This window comes from Paracoccus fontiphilus (assembly GCF_017356265.1).
GTDB lineage: Bacteria > Pseudomonadota > Alphaproteobacteria > Rhodobacterales > Rhodobacteraceae > Paracoccus > Paracoccus fontiphilus.
This window is the reverse complement of the sequence record NZ_JAFNAW010000012.1, coordinates 30161-47730: the sequence shown is the minus strand read 5'-3', so window position 1 is coordinate 47730 and position 17570 is coordinate 30161. Positions and strand designations below refer to the sequence as shown.

Annotated in this window: 19 protein-coding genes; 5 read left to right on the top strand and 14 right to left on the bottom strand. The window is 69.0% G+C overall.

From position 1 onward, the window contains the following. Positions 1-61 precede the first annotated feature (61 nt). The 4 genes from J0F76_RS06645 to J0F76_RS06630 are packed head-to-tail and all read left to right on the top strand — an operon-like array spanning position 62 to position 3941. On the top strand, positions 62-1642 hold the full coding sequence (locus J0F76_RS06645; RefSeq protein ID WP_207467077.1) for a leucyl aminopeptidase: 1581 nt from the start codon (positions 62-64) through the stop codon (positions 1640-1642). 6 nt (positions 1643-1648) lie between these two features. Then, positions 1649-2098 (top strand): DNA polymerase III subunit chi, encoded by a 450-nt coding sequence (locus J0F76_RS06640; protein ID WP_207467075.1) that lies wholly within the window; start codon positions 1649-1651, stop codon positions 2096-2098. Positions 2099-2154: 56 nt separating this feature from the next. After that, positions 2155-2517: a hypothetical protein gene (locus tag J0F76_RS06635; protein WP_207467073.1), complete on the top strand. Its 363-nt coding sequence runs from the start codon at positions 2155-2157 to the stop codon at positions 2515-2517. A 56-nt stretch (positions 2518-2573) separates the two neighbouring features. Beyond that, a complete protein-coding gene (locus tag J0F76_RS06630) occupies positions 2574-3941 on the top strand; it encodes a PepSY-associated TM helix domain-containing protein (RefSeq protein ID WP_207467071.1) in 1368 nt (455 codons plus the stop codon). Here the strand turns inward: J0F76_RS06630 and urtE are convergent, their stop codons facing one another. From urtE to J0F76_RS06560, 14 genes are all read right to left on the bottom strand, one after another. Continuing rightward, positions 3942-4649 carry an urea ABC transporter ATP-binding subunit UrtE gene (gene urtE, locus J0F76_RS06625; protein ID WP_207467069.1) on the bottom strand — a complete coding sequence of 236 codons (708 nt, stop codon included), beginning with the start codon at positions 4647-4649 and terminating at the stop codon, positions 3942-3944. A 1-nt stretch (position 4650) separates the two neighbouring features. Next, positions 4651-5391, bottom strand: a complete 741-nt coding sequence (gene urtD, locus J0F76_RS06620; protein ID WP_207467067.1) for an urea ABC transporter ATP-binding protein UrtD — start codon at positions 5389-5391, stop codon at positions 4651-4653. After that, on the bottom strand, positions 5388-6623 hold the full coding sequence (urtC, locus tag J0F76_RS06615) for an urea ABC transporter permease subunit UrtC (protein WP_207467065.1): 1236 nt from the start codon (positions 6621-6623) through the stop codon (positions 5388-5390). Before urtC ends, urtD begins: the two co-directional genes overlap by 4 nt. Positions 6624-6625: 2 nt before the next feature. Then, entirely contained in the window at positions 6626-8539 is a 1914-nt protein-coding gene (urtB, locus tag J0F76_RS06610) for an urea ABC transporter permease subunit UrtB (protein ID WP_242690036.1), read from the bottom strand. 49 nt (positions 8540-8588) lie between these two features. Beyond that, entirely contained in the window at positions 8589-9872 is a 1284-nt protein-coding gene (gene urtA, locus J0F76_RS06605; RefSeq protein ID WP_377707023.1) for an urea ABC transporter substrate-binding protein, read from the bottom strand. A gap of 186 nt (positions 9873-10058) precedes the next feature. Beyond that, positions 10059-10682 carry an urease accessory protein UreG gene (gene ureG / locus J0F76_RS06600; protein WP_207467061.1) on the bottom strand — a complete coding sequence of 208 codons (624 nt, stop codon included), beginning with the start codon at positions 10680-10682 and terminating at the stop codon, positions 10059-10061. After that, positions 10679-11341 carry an urease accessory protein UreF gene (locus J0F76_RS06595; protein ID WP_207467059.1) on the bottom strand — a complete coding sequence of 221 codons (663 nt, stop codon included), beginning with the start codon at positions 11339-11341 and terminating at the stop codon, positions 10679-10681. The genes ureG and J0F76_RS06595 overlap by 4 nt, the downstream gene beginning before the upstream one ends. Further along, complete coding sequence (locus tag J0F76_RS06590) at positions 11304-11795, bottom strand: urease accessory protein UreE (RefSeq protein WP_207467057.1); 492 nt, start codon at positions 11793-11795, stop codon at positions 11304-11306. Before J0F76_RS06590 ends, J0F76_RS06595 begins: the two co-directional genes overlap by 38 nt. Before the next feature lie 9 nt (positions 11796-11804). Then, entirely contained in the window at positions 11805-13490 is a 1686-nt protein-coding gene (gene ureC, locus J0F76_RS06585) for an urease subunit alpha (RefSeq protein WP_207467055.1), read from the bottom strand. Further along, the gene (locus J0F76_RS06580) at positions 13487-13792 is read right to left on the bottom strand and encodes an urease subunit beta (RefSeq protein WP_207467053.1); all 306 of its coding nucleotides are present in this window, start codon (positions 13790-13792) and stop codon (positions 13487-13489) included. Before J0F76_RS06580 ends, ureC begins: the two co-directional genes overlap by 4 nt. Continuing rightward, positions 13789-14103: an urease subunit gamma gene (locus J0F76_RS06575; protein WP_207467046.1), complete on the bottom strand. Its 315-nt coding sequence runs from the start codon at positions 14101-14103 to the stop codon at positions 13789-13791. Before J0F76_RS06575 ends, J0F76_RS06580 begins: the two co-directional genes overlap by 4 nt. A 2-nt stretch (positions 14104-14105) precedes the next feature. Beyond that, positions 14106-14921 (bottom strand): urease accessory protein UreD, encoded by an 816-nt coding sequence (locus J0F76_RS06570; protein ID WP_207467044.1) that lies wholly within the window; start codon positions 14919-14921, stop codon positions 14106-14108. 130 nt (positions 14922-15051) lie between these two features. Then, positions 15052-15807 carry a GNAT family N-acetyltransferase gene (locus tag J0F76_RS06565; protein ID WP_207467041.1) on the bottom strand — a complete coding sequence of 252 codons (756 nt, stop codon included), beginning with the start codon at positions 15805-15807 and terminating at the stop codon, positions 15052-15054. A gap of 63 nt (positions 15808-15870) precedes the next feature. Then, positions 15871-16935, bottom strand: coding sequence for an AI-2E family transporter (locus J0F76_RS06560; protein WP_207467040.1), 1065 nt, complete (start codon positions 16933-16935; stop codon positions 15871-15873). Positions 16936-17088: 153 nt separating this feature from the next. On the opposite strand from J0F76_RS06560, the gene ndk reads away from it, so the two are divergent. Continuing rightward, positions 17089-17511, top strand: coding sequence for a nucleoside-diphosphate kinase (ndk, locus tag J0F76_RS06555; protein WP_207467039.1), 423 nt, complete (start codon positions 17089-17091; stop codon positions 17509-17511). The last annotated feature ends 59 nt before the right edge of the window (positions 17512-17570 follow it).

The following is a 17570-nucleotide window of genomic DNA, read 5'->3' as shown; positions in this document are numbered from 1 at the left end:
CGGCTCTGGAAAAGGGTGCGCGGCGGGTCTAGGCTTTCTTGCGCAGAATGATGAGGACGCCATGACCCACCCTGTCGAGATCACCTTTGCCGAAATCGCCGCCGACCGGCTGGCCAGCCACGAGGGGCGGGTGGCGCTGATCGTCCAGCCGGGGGGCAAGCTGCCCTCGGGGCTGCCGCGCGCGGCCAGGGACGCGGCGCAGCGGGCGATGGATTCGAAGGCGGGCAAGGGGTTGAAGCCCGGCGCGGCGCTGGAGCTGGCCTTTCCGGCGGGCATGGCCGCCGATGCGCTGACGCTGGTGGCGCTGCCGTCGGACGCCGGCGTGGCGGACGCGCGCAAGGCCGGTGCCGCCATCGGCGCCAAGCTGGGCAAGACCCACACGCTGGTCCTGGCGGGCGGGCACAAGCGGGCGAACGAGGTCGCGCTGGGCATCGCGCTGCGGGGCTACGACTTCTCGGTCTACCAGACCAAGCCCGCCGAGGGCGGCGAGGAAGCGGGCGCCGACCCGATCCCGCAAAGCGTCACGCACGAGGCGGACACCGCCATCCTGGCCGACGCCCAGGCCGACAGCAGGCCCGAGGCCGCGGACGAGCCGGTATCGGAAAAGGCCCGCGTGACCTTCATGGTCAAGGACCCCGAGGCGCTGGCCAAGACCGCCCAGGACGCCGCCGCCGTGGCCGAGGGCGTGTTCTTCACCCGCGACCTGGTCAACGAACCGGCCAACGTCCTGACCACCACCGACTTTGCCGACCGCCTGAAGGCGATGGAGGAGATCGGCCTGACCGTCGAGGTGCTGGAGGAGGACCAGCTTGCCGAACTGGGGATGCGCGCGCTGCTGGGTGTGGGGCAGGGCTCGGAAAGCCCCTCCAAGGTCGTGGTGATGCGCTGGAACGGCGGCGGGGACGAGGCGCCCCTAGCCCTGGTCGGCAAGGGCGTGGTCTTCGACACCGGCGGCATATCCATCAAGCCCGCGGCGGGCATGGAGGAGATGACCATGGACATGGGCGGCGCGGGCGTGGTGGCGGGCGTGATGCGCACGCTGGCGCTGCGCCGGGCGCGCGCCAATGTCGTGGGTCTGGTCGGGCTGGTGGAAAACATGCCCGACGGCAAGGCCCAGCGTCCCGGCGACATCGTGAAATCCATGAAGGGCGACACGATCGAGGTCATCAACACCGACGCCGAGGGCCGCCTGGTCCTGGCCGACGTGCTGTGGTACGCGCAGGACCGCTTCAACCCCTCGGCCGTGATCGACCTGGCGACGCTGACCGGGGCGGTGATCATCGCCTTGGGCCATGACAACGCGGGCGTCTTCGCCAACGACGACGCGCTTGCCGACAACCTGCTGGCCGCCGCCCGTGCGGAAGGCGAGGGGGCCTGGCGGCTGCCCTTGGGCCAGCCCTATGACAGCCTGATCAAGTCGCGCCTGGCCGACATGAAGAACACCGGCGGTCGCGCGGCGGGGTCCATCACGGCGGCGCAGTTCCTGCAGCGCTTCATCCGCAAGGGCACCCCTTGGGCGCATATCGACATCGCGGGCGTGGCCCTGCCGCCCGGCGCGACCGACCTTGCCCCCAAGGGCGCGACCGGCTGGGGGGTGATGACGCTGGACCGCCTGATCCGCGATCGCTACGAGGCGAAGTAGGGCCCGATGGGCAACGCGCTGTTCTATCACCTGACCCGCTCGCCCGCCGAAAGCCTCTTGCCGCAACTGATCGGCAAGTCGCTGGCGGCGGGCTGGCATGTGGAACTGCGCGGCACCGATCCGGCGCGGATGGAGCGGCTGGACCTGCACCTGTGGGGGGGCGACGGCTTCCTGCCGCACGGTCTGGCAGGCGGGCCGCATGACGCCCGCCAGCCGGTCCTGCTGACACTGGCCGGACAGGCGGCGGCCAATAGACCCGCCTGCCTGATGGCCCTTGACGGGGCCGAGGTGGCCGCGCCCGAATGCGAGTCCCTGACCCGCACCTGCATCATCTTCGACGGCGGCGACGGAGCGGCCACGGCGCGGGCGCGCGACCAATGGCGGGTGCTGACCGGCGCGGGGATCGCGGCGGAATACTGGTCCGAGGAAGGCGGCCGCTGGGAACGCAAGCGGTAGGTGCTGCGGCAACTTAAGGCTTGCGGGCCGCCCCCGGGTTCTGGCAACGCTTTCCCATGCGCAGCCTTCCGTTCCCTGGCCTTGCCCGGCTGGCCCTTGCCGCCCTGCTGATCGCCGTTCTCGCGGCGGGCCTCGGCGCGCGTCCCGTCCCGTCCGAGATGGACCTGCGGCTGGAATCCTGGCTTCTGGCCGGCAGTTCGCCGGACGATCTGTGCGGTGATCACGGGACAAGCCACAAGGACGGGCACTGCCCGCTGTGCACCCTTGCCGCGCCGCCCGGCCTGCCGCCCTTCACGCCATCCCTGCGGGACGCCGATCAGCGCATCCTGGCCTGCCTCGTGCTGCCGCAGATCCGCCGCGCGGCGGGCCATGCGCGCGATCCCGCCATTCCGAAGCGCGGACCGCCCCGCCTGATCTGAATCAAAGCCGTGCCGCCCGCCGGGTGGCACATGCCCTTGTCCCTCAGGTCGAGCCAATGTCACATATCACCGATTCCACACGGGCCGCAGTTGCCGCCCATTCCTCGCTGCGTCCGTTCCTGCTGCGGATGCATTTCTACATCGGGCTGTTCGTCGGCCCCTTCATCTTCGTCGCGGCCCTGACCGGGCTGCTTTATGTCCTCACCCCGCAGATCGAGGACTGGCTTTACAAGGATGCCCTCTACACCGGCAGCACCGGCCCCGCGCACAGCCTGACCGACCAGGCCCTTGCCGCGCAAAAGGCGCTCGATGCCGGTCTTGCGGTGTCCGCCGTCCGTCCGCCCACTGCGCCGGGGGGCACGACGCGGATCATGTTCTCGGACCCATCGCTGGGCGAATCGGAAAACCGGACGCTGTTCGTCGATCCCGTCACGCTGGAAATCCGGGGCGATCTGACCACCTATGGCACAAGCGGCATCCTGCCCTTCCGCATCGCGCTGGATTACCTGCATCGCAGCATGTTGATGGGCAGCCTTGGGCGCTATTACAGCGAATTGGCCGCAAGCTGGCTGTGGGTCGCGGTTCTTGGCGGCGTCGCCCTGTGGGCGACCGGCCCGCGGCGCCGCCGGGCCGTGGCCGACATGCCCGCGTCGCAACGCCGCCGCTGGCTGCATTCGACCATCGGCCTGGTTCTGGCGCTGGCGCTGTTGTTCGTGTCGATCACCGGCCTCACGTGGTCGCAGGCGGGCGGGGCGCGCATCGACGCCCTGCGCGGCCAGCTTGGCTGGGTCACGCCCTCGGCTAGTGCCGAGCTTGCCGGGCCTGCGGTGCCCGTGTCGGATCATGCCGAACACGCCGAACATACCGAACACTGCGGCCATTCCGATCCCGCGATGCGCGAGAACCGGCTGGACCAGCTTGATGCGGTGGCCGCGGCCGCACGGGCAGGTGGCCTCGATTCGCCCAAGATCGAGATCCGTCTGCCGAAGCCCGGCAAGGCCTGGGTGGTCCGCGAATACGACCGCAGCCTGCCCACGCAGGTCGATACCCTGGCGATCCATCCCGACACGATGGAGATCACCAGCCGCGCCGATTTCGCCGATTTCACGCTGATCCCCAAGCTGATCCGCTGGGGCGTCGACGCGCATATGGGCGTGCTGTTCGGCTGGCCCAACCAGGTCCTGATGGCCCTGGTCGCCGGGGGGCTGATGATGATGATCGTCTATGGCTATCGCATGTGGTGGGCGCGCCGTCCGGTCGCGGGCGAGCCGCTGTGGCAAAGCTGGCGGCGGCTTTCGCCGGGCCAGCGCGTCCTGTGGGCCGCCCTTGCGGCGGGCCTCGGCTGGTCGCTGCCGGTTCTGGGGGTCAGCCTGGCCTTCTTCCTGGCGGTCGACCTGCTGCGGATGCGGCGCGTGGCTGCCTGATCACGCCGCCGCGTGACCGGCCAGCCGGGCGTGCAGATCCGCGCGCCGCAGGCTGGCCTTGGGACCTTGCATGACCGCGCGGCCCCGTTCCAGAACCAGGAAATCGTCGCCCAGATCCCAGGCGAAGTCGAAGAATTGTTCCACCAGCACGATGGCCATGTCGCCCCGGTCGCGCAGGGCGGCGATGACGCGTCCGATCTGTGCGATGATGTTGGGCTGGATGCCCTCGGTCGGCTCGTCCAGCAGCAGGACGCGCGGTTTCGTGATCAGCGCGCGGGCGATGGCCAACTGCTGCTGCTGGCCGCCTGACAGGTCGCCGCCCCGCCGGTGCGCCATCTCGGCCAGGACGGGGAAGCTGTCGAAGATCGCGTCGGGGATGCGGCGCTCGGCGCGGGGCAGGCAGGCAAAGCCCGTCTCCATGTTCTCGCGCACGGTCAGCATGGGAAAGATCGCCCGGCCCTGCGGGACATAGCCCACGCCCATTCGGGCCATCCCCTGCGCCGTGATCCGGCCCAGGTCCTTGCCGTCGAAGCGGATGGTCCCGCCGGAACGCGGATGCCGCCCGGCCAGCAGGTTCATCAGGGATGTCTTGCCCACGCCGTTGTTGCCCATCACGCAGGTGACCGATCCGGGGCGGGCATTGATGTCGATCCCGTGCAGGATCTGGCTGCCGCCGTAGTGCAGGGTCAGGTTGGTGGCTTCCAGCATCTCAGCGCCCCAGATAGACTTCGATCACGTCGGGATTGCGGGTCACGTGGTCCAGCGAGCCCTCGGCCAAGACGGACCCTTGGTGCAGCACGGTGACCTTGCAATTCAGGCGGCGCACGAAATCCATGTCGTGTTCGACCACCACCACTGCCCGCGTCCGCGCCAGCCGCACCAGCAGCGCGGTCGTCTGTTCGCGTTCCGCCAGCGTCATCCCCGCCGCCGGTTCGTCGACCAGCAGCAGGCGGGGTTCCTGCGCCAGCAGCATCCCGATCTCAAGCCATTGCTTCTGGCCGTGCGACAGCTCGCCCGCCTTGCGCGCGACCTGGGCCGCGAGGCCGACCTCGGAGGCGAGGTCCGCGACGCGATCAGCAGAGGCGCGCGAGGGACGCCAACCCAGCACGGCAAAGGGATTTCGGCCCGCCTTCAGCGCCATGGTCAGGTTCTCGGCCACCGTCTGGTCCTCGAACACGGTGGGGCGCTGGAACTTGCGGCCCACGCCCTCGCGCGCGATCTGCGCCTCGTTCATCCGCAGCAGCGATTTCGGCGGCGTGCCCCATTTCACGTCGCCGCTGTCGGGGCGGGTCTTGCCGGTGACGATGTCCATGAAGGTCGTCTTGCCCGCGCCGTTCGGGCCGATCACGGCGCGCAATTCGGCCTCGCCGATGTTGAAGGACAGGTTGTTGATCGCCTTGAACCCGTCGAAGCTGACCGAGATGCTGTCCACCTCCAGAAGCGCGCTCATGCCTTGGCCTCCTGTTCCTGCAAGGCGCCCTGGTCGGGGCCAAGGTCGCGGCCATGCCGCTGCGGGGGCAGGATGCCGCTTAGGCGGTCGAAGATGCCCGCGATCCCCTTGGGCGCGAACAGCGTGACCAGCACAAAGCTGATCCCAAGCGCCACCTGCCACCAGTCCACCCAGTTCACGGTATAGCCCGGCAGGTGGATCGACGGCGCGCGTCCCCCGGTGAACCAGCTTGACAGCAGCGAGACGACGACCGCGCCGATGATCGCGCCATAGAGCCTGCCGCGCCCGCCGATGGCGACCCAGACGGCCAGGTAGATCGAGGCGATGGGCATCAGTTCCGCCGGGTTGATGATCCCCGCCTGCGGATAATACAGCGCGCCGGCAATGGCGGTGATCATCGCGGCCAGGGTGAAGACCACCAGCTTGAACCCCTCGACCGGGTAGCCGAGGAAGCGCACGCGCGTCTCGTCGTCGCGGATGGCGCGGACCACGCTGCCGAACTTGCCGCTGACGACCCAGGCCGCCAGCACATAGGCCAGCGCCAGGGCCAAGGCCGAGGCCCAGAAGAACCAGACCGACAGGGTGGCCTGATCGACGGCTTCCAGGCCGGGGATGTTCTGCAAGCCCGACAGCCCGTTGTTGCCGCGAAAGCCGCTGTCGTTCTGGAACAGCCACAAGGCCAGCGCCAGCGTCATCGCCTGCGTCAGGATCGACAGGTAGACGCCGTTCACGCGGCTGCGGAAGGCCAGCCAGCCGAAGGCCAGGGCCAAGAGGCCGGGCACCGCCAGCACCAGAAGCAGTTGCAGCGGCAGGGAATGGGCGAAGGACCAGGCCAGCGGCAGGTCCGACGATCCCACGACGCCGAAGATCTGGTTGGCGACGCCTTCCTGCAACTCGGCAGGGGTCGGCGGGATCGGGTTCTGGGCGAGCGATGCCGCGACGATGCCTTCGGTGCGCGCATACATCAGCCATTGCCCGATCAGATAGCCGCCAAGGGCGAAGAAGGCCATCTGCCCCAGCGACAGGATCCCCAGGTATCCCCAGACCAGATCCATGGCGACCGCCGCAAGCGCCAGGCACAGCGTCTTGCCCAGAACCTTTACGGTCGAGGTCGGGACGGTGCCGCTGCCATAGGCTTGGCTCAGAGCCGTGACGGTGACGGTAAAGACCGCCAGCAGCGCCAGCACGACCAGGATCGAGGGATTGCGCAGGATGAAGGGTTGCCGGGTCATGCTTACGCCTCTGCCGCGCGGCCGCGCTGCGGGATGATGCCGCGCGGGCGGAACTGGATGAAGATGATGATGAACAGGATCATGAAGGTCTGCGCGGCGAGCGTGTTGGCGGGGTTCATGAACTCGATCACCTTGGACAGCCCGCCGATCAGGCCCGCGCCCGCCAGCGTGCCCCAGATGGTGCCGACGCCGCCCACGACCACCGTCATGAAGCTTTGCACGATGTATTGCTGGCCCAGTTCCGACGTGACCTGCGCGAAAAGCCCGATCGCCACGCCCGCGATGCCCGCGATGCCGGACCCCAAGCCAAAGGTCATCATGGCGATGCGGTCGGGGTTGATGCCCATGCTCGCCGCCATGCCGGGGTTCTGCGTCACGGCGCGGACCTCCAGCCCCAGCCGGGTGCGCTTCATGATGAACAGGAACAATCCCAGGAACAGCAGGGCCAGCACGAAGATCGCCACCCGGATCGAACTGATCGAGATCACGTCGTTGACCGTGATCGCGCCTTCCAGCCAGGCGGGTGCGGTCAGGGGGCGGGCCTGCGTGCCGAAAATGTTCTTGGCAAGCTGCTGCAGAGCGATAGACACGCCGAAGGTCGCCAGCAGCGTTTCCAGCGGACGGTTCGCCAAGTGCCGGATGACAAGCCGATACAGCAACACCCCCGCGCCGAAGGTCACGGCGAAGGCCAGCGGCAAGGCCACGGCCAGTGACAGGGTGCGGTTGGCGATCATGGTCTGGACCGCGTAGCCGGTATAGGCGCCCATCATGATGAACTCGCCATGCGCCATGTTGATGACGCGCATCACGCCGAAGGTGATGGCAAGCCCGATCGCCGCCAGGAAATAGATCGAGGCGAGCGACAGCGCGTCCAGCCCCAAGTCGATGCCGGTCATCGCCGCCAGCCGCACCTGCGCGCGGGTCTGCGCGGCGCGGGCGGCGTCGGTCACGTCGCTGTTCGGCTCGGCATAGGTTTCGAAGAAGCGGTGGGCTTTGATGGCGGCGTCGGCCTCGGCCTCGGTCGCGGCGGGGGAGACGGTGCCTGCGGCTTCCAATGCCTCATAGGCGCGGTCGCGGGCGGCCTGGTCCGAGAGATCCGCCACGGGGATGCCGCCGACGGCGCCGTCCACGATGTTCGCGGCCAGGGCATTGCGCTGGTCGGCGGGAGTCAGGCGGGGTTGCAGCGTGCCTTGCGTCGTCAGCAGGGCGATGGCGGCCTCGCGCGGAAAGTCGTCGTCACCGACCGTCAGTTCGCGGGCGATGTTGGCCTGGGGTTCGGCAGGGGCCGCAATGCGTGTCGTCGCCAGCAGCGGGTTCAACGCGGCGCGGAAATCGAGGCCCACGTCCCCTGCCATCCCCTCGATGGCCGCGACGCGGGCGGCGGGATCAGGGTCGAAGCGGATCGCCAGAAGGTTGGTGACACGCATTCGCTGCGCCGCTAAGGCGGGTTCCTGTTCGGGCGCGGCGGTGCGCAGGGCCTCCAGATGCTCGGCGGTGCCGTCGCGGGCGATACTCGCCAAGGCAGCGGCGCGGCGGGCCGGGTCGGGGCTGGCGATCTCGCCCGCGACCAAGGCGGATTCGATGACGCCGCGCACGCCGGAATTGGGGCGCAGCATCTTCGGATCGGCGCCGGGCACAGGCTGGCCGGTCACGGCATCGGTGGCCGTGCCGCCCTCCACGATCAGCAGCCGCCCGTCCTCCGTCACCCCAAGCGCGCGGTTGGCCCAGGCCGACAGCAGCTCCAGACCCTCGGGGCCGGTGGCGGCGATGCGGGACACCAGCGGTTCCACCGTGCGGCGGGACGGCTTCTCGATCCCCTCCAGATTATCGGCGATCACCGCTTCAAGCGCGGGGTTCGCCGCCACGGGCGCGGCAAGGCACAGGGCCACAAGAAGGGCGATGAGCGGGCGGATCATGGGCGTGTTCCTGGGAAAAAGGGGGCGGTTCATGCCGCCCCCGGAAGGCTTAGTAGTTCGACTGGACCTGCACGCAGCTGTTCGTCTCGGTGTTGAACATGCCGCAGTCCTTGCCAGGCCAGTCGGCGTCCAGCTTGGCCGATTCGGGCAGGAAGTCGGTCCAGGCGTCGCCCGGCACGGGCTCGGTCTGGCTGACGATGTCGAACTGGCCGTCCTCGCGGATTTCTCCGATCAGGACGGGCTTGGTGAGGTGGTGGTTCGGCAGGACCGTGGCGGTGCCGCCGGTCAGGTTTGGCACTTCGACGCCCACGATGGCGTCCAGGACGGGATCGACATCGGTGGTGCCGGCCTTTTCCACGGCCGCGACCCAGGCGTTGAAGCCGATCACGGTGGCCTCCATCGGGTCGTTGGTCACGCGATCCTCATCGCCGATGAACTTTTTCCATTCCTCGATGAAGGCGGTGTTGGCATCGGATTCGGCGGTCTGGAAATAGTTCCAGGCGGCCAGGTGGCCGACCAGGTTGGCGGTGTCCAGGCCCGCCAGTTCCTCCTCGCCCACGGAAAAGGCCATGACCGGGATGTCGTCGGCCGACACGCCCGCCGCCGCCAGTTCCTTGTAGAAGCCCACATTCGCGTCGCCGTTGATGGTGGACACGACGCCGACCTTCTTGCCGTCCGCGCCAAGCGCCACCACGTCGGCCACGATCTTGGACCAGTCGGAATGGCCGAAGGGGGTGTAGTTGACGAAGATGTCGCCTTCCGCCACGCCCTTGCCCTTGAGATAGGCGTCCAGGATGTTGTTCGTGGTGCGCGGATAGACATAGTCGGTGCCCAGCAGCGCCCATTTCTCGACGCCCAGTTCCTCGGCCATGTAGTCCACCGCCGGGATCGCCTGCTGGTTCGGCGCGGCGCCGGTGTAGATCACGTTCTTCGAGGACTCCTCGCCTTCGTACTGCACGGGATAGAACAGCAGGCCGTTCAGCTCCTCGATCACCGGCAGCACGGACTTGCGGCTGACGCTGGTCCAGCAGCCGAAGATCGCGTCCACCTCGGATACGGTCAGCAGCTCGCGCGCCTTTTCGGCGAACAGCGGCCAGTCCGAGGCGGGGTCCACGACCACGGCCTCCAGCGGGCGGCCCAGCAGCCCGCCCTTGGCGTTCTGCTGTTCCACCATCATCAGGACCGTGTCCTTCAGCGTGGTTTCCGAGATCGCCATGGTGCCCGACAGCGAATGCAGCACGCCGATTTTGATGGGTTCGCCTTCCTGCGCCATCGCGCCCGTGGCCAATGCCATGGCGGTGGTCAGCGCCAGCATCGCGGACAGTTTCGTCATCATCACCTTCCCGGCCGTTCGGCCCTGTGTCCCTGTTGTTTTCTTGAAGGCGCATGGCCCTCGTAGGTGCAGCAAGACGGGTTTTTGACCGGCTGAACAGGTTGGGGGCAGGTTTGGGATGGGTGGTGCGGCAAGTGTTCGAGGTGCAGGCAGTCAGGCAGCGGACTGCCCGCGCGGCAGGCAGGTTCAGGCCGCGCGGGGCTGCAAGCCGCCCTGGTCGATCAGGAATTCGACGATCTGGTCCACGCCCTTGCCGTGGCGCAGTTGCGCCATGACCACCGGGCGGGCACCCCGCGCCTTTCGCGCATCGGTTTCCAGCAGGGCCGCGTCCACCCCCACATGGGGCGCCAGATCGGTCTTGTTCACGACCAGCAGGTCCGACCGCGCCAGCCCCGGCCCGCGCTTGCGGGGGATGTCCTGGCCTGCGGCGGTGTCGATGACATAGATGGTCAGGTCCGCAAGTTCGGGCGAAAAGGTCGCGGCCAGGTTGTCGCCGCCCGATTCGATCAGCACCAGGTCAAGGTCGGGAAAGGCCGCGTTCAGGTCCGCGATGGCGGCCAGATTGATGCTGGCATCCTCGCGGATCGCGGTATGGGGGCAGCCGCCGGTTTCCACGCCCCGGATGCGGTCCTGCGGCAGGACCTGGGCGCGCATCAGCGCCTCGGCGTCCTCTCGGGTGTAGATGTCGTTGGTGATGACCGCCATGGACAGGCGGGGGGCAAGGGCGCGGGCCAGCTGTTCGGTCAGCGTGGTCTTGCCCGCGCCGACGGGACCGCCGATGCCGACGCGGAGGGGGCCGTGGCTGCTCATGATCGGAATATCCTGACTGTCATGGTTTCGTGCCGCATGGCGGCAATGTCGGCGCCCCAGGCGGCGCCGGCAAGGTCGGCCTCGGTCGCCAGGGCCGCACGGGCGGCTGCGGAAAGGATCGCGGGTTGCAGGGCGGTCAGCATTCGCTGGCCTTCGACAGGGCCGAGGGGCAGGAAGCGCACGGCGGCCGAGATCAGCGCGGCGGCCTGCGCCTGCAGGAAGGCCGCTATGAGTTCGGGATGCGGCAGTGGCATCCCGGCGCAGGCGCGGCCGAAGGCGACCGGCAGCGTGGCGGCGGGCTGCGGCTGGCCGGTCAGCGCGGCGATGTTGGCAGCGAAGGCGGTGCCTTGTTCGACGGTTTCCGCAAGCCTCTGCAAGGTCAGGCAGGCCGCGCGGGTCAAATCGTCCAGGGCAGCGTGATCGGCGGAGCGCAGCGACAGCGCGACCAGGACAGCATCGGTCCAGCCAGCGCCGTGGTCCAGCCAGTCGGCCAGCCATCGCGGCAGGGTCGCGCGGGCGACGATGCCCGCGTCCATCGCCCATTCCAGCCCCTGCGACCACGCGAAGCCGCCCACCGGGAAGGCGGGCGACAGGAGTTGCGCCAGCAGCAGGCGCGCGGCCTCAGGCGTGGTGGCGGTCGTGGCTGTGGGAATGGTCATGCGCGTGATCGTCGGAAGGGCCGTGCGAGTGGCCGAAGGTGCGGCCATGGCCATAGGCGCCGCCTTCCGGGCGGAAGGGCAGGTCGTCGCGGCTGATGGCGGCGCCCAGGTGGCGCAGCATGGCCTCCAGCACGTGATCCTGGCGGATGAGGAGGCGGTCGGCCTCGATCCGGCAGGGGGTGTGGCGGTTGCCGATGTGCCAGGCGAGGCGCGCCAGGTCGCCCCGGACGATCAGCACCGGTTCGGGTTTCGCGCGCACGACGATGCGGCGGCCGTCGGACAGTTCGAACGCATCGCCGTCTTCCAGGCTCGTGACTTCGGGCAGGTCCACCAGGAACTCGCCCGTGCCCGTCGCCAGCTTGCGCCGCCGCAGCAGGCGGCCTTCGTAGTCCAGCGCGATCTGACCGTCAAAGGGCGCGGGGGCGTTGCGGATGATGCGGGCGGCGGTGATCATGGGCGTCCCTTAGAACAGGAAATAGCGTTGGGCCATCGGCAGTTCCGTGGCGGGTTCGCAGGTCAGGAGTTCCCCGTCGGCGCGGACCTCATAGGTTTCGGGATCGACCTCGATCCGGGGCATGGCGTCGTTCAGGACCATGTCGGCCTTGCCGATGCCGCGGGTGTTTTCCACCGCGATCAGGGTCTTGGACAACCCGTCGCCCGCGCCGTTCTCCAGCCCCGCCCCGCTGACGAACAGCGCCGAGGCGCGGCCCGTGTGTCCCCACATCGGGCGGCTGAACATCGGCTGCACGGGAATGGACCCGTTCGGATCGCCCATCTGCGCCACGCTGATCTGGCCGCCGACCAGGACCATCTCGGGCTTGACGCCGAAGAAGGCGGGCGACCACAGCACCAGGTCGGCGCGTTTGCCCGGCGTGATGGAGCCGATATGCGCGGACACGCCATGCGCGATGGCCGGGTTGATGGTGTATTTGGCGATGTAGCGGCGGGCGCGCAGGTTGTCGTTCTGGCCCGTCTCGCCGTTCAGCCGGCCGCGCTGGCGGCGCATCTTGTCGGCGGTCTGCCAGGTGCGGATGATCACCTCGCCGATCCGGCCCATGGCCTGGCTGTCCGAGGAGATGACGGAGAACGCGCCCAGGTCGTGCAGGATATCCTCGGCCGCGATGGTTTCGCGGCGGATGCGCGATTCGGCGAAGGCCACGTCCTCGGGGACGCGGCGGTCGAGGTGGTGGCACACCATCAGCATGTCGAGGTGTTCCTCGATCGTGTTGCCGGTATAGGGGCGCGTCGGGTTGGTGGACGACGGCAGGACGTTCGCCATGCCGACCATGCGGATGATGTCGGGCGCGTGCCCGCCGCCCGCGCCCTCGGTGTGATAGGCGTGGATGGTCCGGCCCGCGATGGCGGCCATGGTGTCCTCGACGAAGCCGGATTCGTTCAGCGTGTCGGTGTGGATCATCACCTGCACGTCCATGCGGTCGGCGACGGACAGGCAGCAGTCGATGGCGGCGGGGGTGGTGCCCCAGTCCTCGTGCAGCTTCAGCGCGCAGGCGCCGGCGCGGATCTGTTCCTCCAGCGGCGCGGGAACGGAGGCGTTGCCCTTGCCGGCGATGCCGATGTTGACGGGCAGGTCCGCGCAGGCCTCCATCATCCGGGCGATGTGCCAGGGGCCGGGGGTGCAGGTGGTGGCCAGCGTGCCGTGCGCGGGCCCGGTGCCGCCGCCCAGCAGGGTCGTGACGCCGGAATGCAGCGCGTGGTCCACCTGCTGCGGGCAGATGTAGTGGATGTGGCAGTCGAAGCCGCCGGGCGTCAGGATGCGCCCCTCGCCCGCGATGATCTCGGTGCCGGGACCGATGATCAGCGTGACGCCCGGCTGCGTGTCGGGATTGCCCGCCTTGCCGATGCCCGCGATGCGGCCGTCCCGCAGGCCCACGTCGGCCTTGGTGATCCCCTGATGGTCAAAGACCACGACACCGGTGATGACGGTGTCCATCGCGCCGCCCGCGCGCGTGACCTGCGACTGGCCCATGCCGTCGCGGACGACCTTGCCGCCGCCGAACTTGACCTCCTCTCCGGGGGTGGTCAGGTCGCGCTCGACCTCGATCAGCAGTTCGGTGTCGGCCAGGCGGATGCGGTCGCCGGTGGTGGGGCCGTAAAGCGCCGCGTAGTCGGCGCGGGACAGGCGGGTCATAGCGCCCCCATGACGTCTTTGCGGAAACCCTGCACGACCCGGTCGCCCGCGAAGGGGATCAGGCGCACCTCGCGCGACTGGCCGGGCTCGAAGCGGACGGCGGTGCCGGCGGGGATCGACAGGCGCATCCCGCGCGCGGCAGCGCGGTCGAAGTCCAGCGCCGGGTTGGTTTCGGCGAAGTGGTAGTGGCTGCCGACCTGGATCGGGCGGTCGCCGGTGTTGGCGACCATGACGGTGACCGGATCGCGCCCTTCGTTCAGGGTGATCTCGCCGGGGGCGGGCAGGATTTCACCGGGGATCATGCGTCGGCCTCTCGGATGGGGTGGTGAACGGTCACAAGCTTGGTCCCGTCGGGAAAGGTGGCCTCGACCTGGACGGATTCGATCATGGCGGGCACGCCGGCCATGCACTGGTTGGCCGTGATCACATGGGCGCCCGCCCCCATCAGGTCGGCCACGCTGCGGCCGTCTCGCGCGCCTTCCACCACGAAGTCGGTGATCAGGGCAATGGCCTCGGGGTGGTTCAGCTTGACGCCGCGCTGAAGGCGGCCGCGCGCCACCATCGCGGCGACCGAGACCAGCAGCTTTTCGCGCTCTCGCGGGGTAAGGTTCATCGTCAGACCTGCCAGATACGGGGAAGGGGATCGGGGCGCAGGGCGGCCAGCAAGCGGTTGACCTGCCGCCGCAAGGGCCAGTTGTTCCCTGCAAGCAGGCGCACCACCAGCCGCCCCGGCGGGGCGCTGGCGGCGCCGGTCACGCCGGGTTCGTCCAGAACCGCGCGCGTGCGGGACAGCAGGTCGGGCGCATGGGGGGCGATCATCGCCAGCGTCGCCATGCAGCGGGCACCGTCCAGCAGCGCCGGGCCGTCCAGCCGGGGCAGGGCCGCGTCGTCAAGCGCCATGGCGTCATGATGAACGATCCGTCCCGCCTGCCGGACGATGCGACGGTCGCGCAGGCGCAGGCGGCGGGGGCGTTCGCCCATGGCCAGGCGGCCCAGCACGATCATCTCCAGCAGCAGGCAGCCCGCGCCGGGGGCAAGGTCCACGGCGGTCTCCCGCTCCAGCCGGGCGCCGTCGAACAGGATGGTTTCCTGCGGCAGCCAGTCAAGCCAGCTGTTCTCGCCCACCTGCAGGCGAACGGCGGCCCGGGCCGCATCGCCTTCGGCGCGATAGGCCCGCTCGGCCGTCTGCGTCGTCGCCAGGGCGCGCGTTCCGGGGCGCAGGGTGAGGGCAAGGGACAGCCGGTCGCCCGAGGCCAGCCCGCCGGAGGTGTTCAGGAACACGATCTCGGGCAGGCCGGAGGTCATGCGGGGCAGCATCGCCTTGGCCGAGCCGGACTGCGCCAGATCGATCACGCCGCGCGGGCCCATGACCACATGCGCCGCACCTTTGCTGCGCTGGAGGGATGGTTGGGTCGCGAGGCTGTCGAACATGCCCCGAAAGGGCGGTCCCGTGGCGGAAAGGTCAATCGGCGGCGGGTCATATGGTGCCCGCGCGACATGCAGCTATCGAGCGTATGACTTTGGAATGGGCAATCTGCCTAACGGAACGGCAGGTGCAGGATCAGGATGCCGCTGTCAGCAGCAGCCTGCGTCGCGCGGCCGGAATGGCCCCGATCTCGACCCCGGTGAAGACGTGCATGGTCCGCAAGGCGGGATCGACGACCGCGTGATCGCTGACCCAGCCGCCAAGCGCCAGGTAGCTGCGCAGCAAGGGCGGCATGGCGGCCATCGCGCGCCGGGGATCGGGCTGCCCCGGCAGGAGCGCGCGGGCGAAACGAAAGACGTTGGGTGCCTTGATCCGGGGCCACCAGCGGCCCGGGGCCAAGTGACGGGCACGCAGGACGGCAAAGGCGTCGGCGTGGGCCTCGGGCTCGGTCCCGATGAAGCTGGAACAGCCGAACAGCATCTGGACGCCGCTTTCCTCGACCAGGCGGGTCAGCGCGGCCCAGGCGGTGCGGATGATGTCGGGGTCGCGCATGGACGGATGGACGCAGAAGCGCCCCACTTCCAGCATGGGGGCGTCGAAGGATTCCAGGGCGGAAAGGTCGTAGAACTGGGCGGAATAGCTGCGGGCGATGTCCCGGCCCCCGTCCAGCGGCAGGAACCGGAAGCAGCAGGCAAGCTGGCCGGTCGTCCCGTCCTCGACCAGCATGTGGCGGCACTCGGCGTCCAGGGCGTCGGCGTCCAGTTGCGCGCCGTCGTCGGCCGCGCCGTTGCGCGCGACAAAGCACAGCCAGCGCAGGCGCTGCGTCGCGCGCAGGTCATCGGATGTCTCGGCCAGGCGGGCCAGGTACCGGCCCTTTCGCAATGGTTGCATTCGGCGTCCCCGGATCAACGAATGCGATCATAGCGCCTTGTCATGAAGATCGTGCGAAAAAATCTAGTCGTCCTGCCGGTCGCCCAGGATATCCTCGACATAGACGCGCTTGACCAGGATGATCGAGACCAGCAGAAGCGGCGTCGCCAGCACGATCCCCGCGAAACCGAACAGGCTGCCGAAGGCCAGGATCGCCAGGACCGTCAGCGCGGGCGGCAGGTCGGCGGCGAACCGCTGGATCAGGGGCATCAGCAGGTTGCCTTCAAGCTGCTGGACGACCACGAACAGCAGCGCGACATAGATCGCCAGGTCGAAGCCCTGCGTCAGCGCGAACAGCACCGCCGGAATGCCCGACATGAAGGGGCCGACCACGGGGATGATGTTGGTCAGGCCGGCGATCAGGCCAAGGACCAGGGCCAGCGGCACGCCCAGCAGCCACAGGCCCAGGCCGGTGACAAGCGCCACCAGCACCATGTCCAGCGCCTGCCCCCCCATCCAGCGGCCCAGGGCGCGCGCCAGCTCGTCTGCGATCCGGCCTGCCCGCGCGCGGTAGGATTGCGGCACCAGCCGCAGCGCGCCGCCTCGGTACATGGGCGCATCAAGCGCCAGGAAAATCGCGACCGTCACCAGCAGCACCAGGTTCGCGACGCTGCCGAAGACCGTCGTCAGCGTTCCCGTCAGGTAGCCGAAGACCGAGGGGATGCTGCCGGTCGGACCCGAGCCGCCGCCCTGCGAGGCGTTCTCCATCCGGCGTTCGAGGAACTGGCCGAAGGAACTGCTGCTCAGCCAGCCCTCGACCTGTTCCCAGGCGCGCGGCAGGCTGCCGATCAGCTGGCGGAACTGCCCCGAGATCGAGGGCCCGGCCCAGGCCACGATCCCGGCGATGACCAGGATGGCTGCAAGGGCGCACAGCAGCACGCCCGGCTTGAAGGACAGCCCGAAGCGGCGGTTCAGCAGCGAGGCGCCCCCGCGCAGGGCGATGGCGATCAGGATCGCACCGAAGCCCAGCAGCAGGACATTGGACCATTGCCAGGCTGCCGCCAGCAGCAGCGCCCCCGCGAAGATCGTGGCGATGGGACCGGGCCGCAGCCGGGCTTGGGTGTCGGACGGCAGGGGACGGTCGGTCATGCGCGCGCCTTTGTCTTGGGGCCATCGGGCGTGGCGGTGGGGATTCGCGCGCATCATGCCCCCGGCTTGCCGCGAGATACCATCCCTGATAACCGGACGCGGATTTCACGACCGGGCGGGGCTGGCCCGCCGGACACAGCAAAGGGATGCCCCATGGCCATCGAACGCACGCTTTCCATCATCAAGCCCGACGCCACCCGCCGCAACCTGACCGGCAAGATCAACGCCAAGTTCGAGGATGCGGGCCTGCGCATCGTCGCGCAGAAGCGCATCAAGCTGTCGGCCGAGCAGGCTGGCAAGTTCTACGAGGTCCACAAGGACCGTCCCTTCTATGGCGAACTGGTCGAGTTCATGGCCTCGGAGCCCGTCGTCGTGCAGGTCCTGGAAGGCGAGGGCGCCATTGCCAAGAACCGCGAAGTGATGGGCGCGACCAACCCCGCCCAGGCCGACGAAGGCACCATCCGCAAGGAGTTCGCCCTGTCGGTCGGCGAGAACTCGGTCCACGGGTCCGACGCCCCCGAGACCGCGAAGGAAGAAATCGCGTTCTTCTTCTCGGGCCTGGAACTGGTCGGCTGATCGGCTGACCTGCCATAGACGTGGGGAAGGGGGCCGGTCGGTCCCCTTTCTTTTTGGGC

Excerpts from the sequence above, each read along its gene's own strand:
- J0F76_RS06645 (WP_207467077.1), top strand. The coding sequence starts at position 62 with ATGACCCACCCTGTCGAGATCACCTTTGCCGAAATCGCCGCCGACCGG.
- J0F76_RS06640 (WP_207467075.1), top strand. The coding sequence starts at position 1,649 with ATGGGCAACGCGCTGTTCTATCACCTGACCCGCTCGCCCGCCGAAAGC.
- J0F76_RS06635 (WP_207467073.1), top strand. The coding sequence starts at position 2,155 with ATGCGCAGCCTTCCGTTCCCTGGCCTTGCCCGGCTGGCCCTTGCCGCC.
- J0F76_RS06630 (WP_207467071.1), top strand. The coding sequence starts at position 2,574 with ATGTCACATATCACCGATTCCACACGGGCCGCAGTTGCCGCCCATTCC.
- urtE (WP_207467069.1), bottom strand. The coding sequence starts at position 4,649 with ATGCTGGAAGCCACCAACCTGACCCTGCACTACGGCGGCAGCCAGATC.
- urtD (WP_207467067.1), bottom strand. The coding sequence starts at position 5,391 with ATGAGCGCGCTTCTGGAGGTGGACAGCATCTCGGTCAGCTTCGACGGG.
- urtC (WP_207467065.1), bottom strand. The coding sequence starts at position 6,623 with ATGACCCGGCAACCCTTCATCCTGCGCAATCCCTCGATCCTGGTCGTG.
- urtB (WP_242690036.1), bottom strand. The coding sequence starts at position 8,539 with ATGATCCGCCCGCTCATCGCCCTTCTTGTGGCCCTGTGCCTTGCCGCG.
- urtA (WP_377707023.1), bottom strand. The coding sequence starts at position 9,872 with ATGACGAAACTGTCCGCGATGCTGGCGCTGACCACCGCCATGGCATTG.
- ureG (WP_207467061.1), bottom strand. The coding sequence starts at position 10,682 with ATGAGCAGCCACGGCCCCCTCCGCGTCGGCATCGGCGGTCCCGTCGGC.
- J0F76_RS06595 (WP_207467059.1), bottom strand. The coding sequence starts at position 11,341 with ATGACCATTCCCACAGCCACGACCGCCACCACGCCTGAGGCCGCGCGC.
- J0F76_RS06590 (WP_207467057.1), bottom strand. The coding sequence starts at position 11,795 with ATGATCACCGCCGCCCGCATCATCCGCAACGCCCCCGCGCCCTTTGAC.
- ureC (WP_207467055.1), bottom strand. The coding sequence starts at position 13,490 with ATGACCCGCCTGTCCCGCGCCGACTACGCGGCGCTTTACGGCCCCACC.
- J0F76_RS06580 (WP_207467053.1), bottom strand. The coding sequence starts at position 13,792 with ATGATCCCCGGTGAAATCCTGCCCGCCCCCGGCGAGATCACCCTGAAC.
- J0F76_RS06575 (WP_207467046.1), bottom strand. The coding sequence starts at position 14,103 with ATGAACCTTACCCCGCGAGAGCGCGAAAAGCTGCTGGTCTCGGTCGCC.
- J0F76_RS06570 (WP_207467044.1), bottom strand. The coding sequence starts at position 14,921 with ATGTTCGACAGCCTCGCGACCCAACCATCCCTCCAGCGCAGCAAAGGT.
- J0F76_RS06565 (WP_207467041.1), bottom strand. The coding sequence starts at position 15,807 with ATGCAACCATTGCGAAAGGGCCGGTACCTGGCCCGCCTGGCCGAGACA.
- J0F76_RS06560 (WP_207467040.1), bottom strand. The coding sequence starts at position 16,935 with ATGACCGACCGTCCCCTGCCGTCCGACACCCAAGCCCGGCTGCGGCCC.
- ndk (WP_207467039.1), top strand. The coding sequence starts at position 17,089 with ATGGCCATCGAACGCACGCTTTCCATCATCAAGCCCGACGCCACCCGC.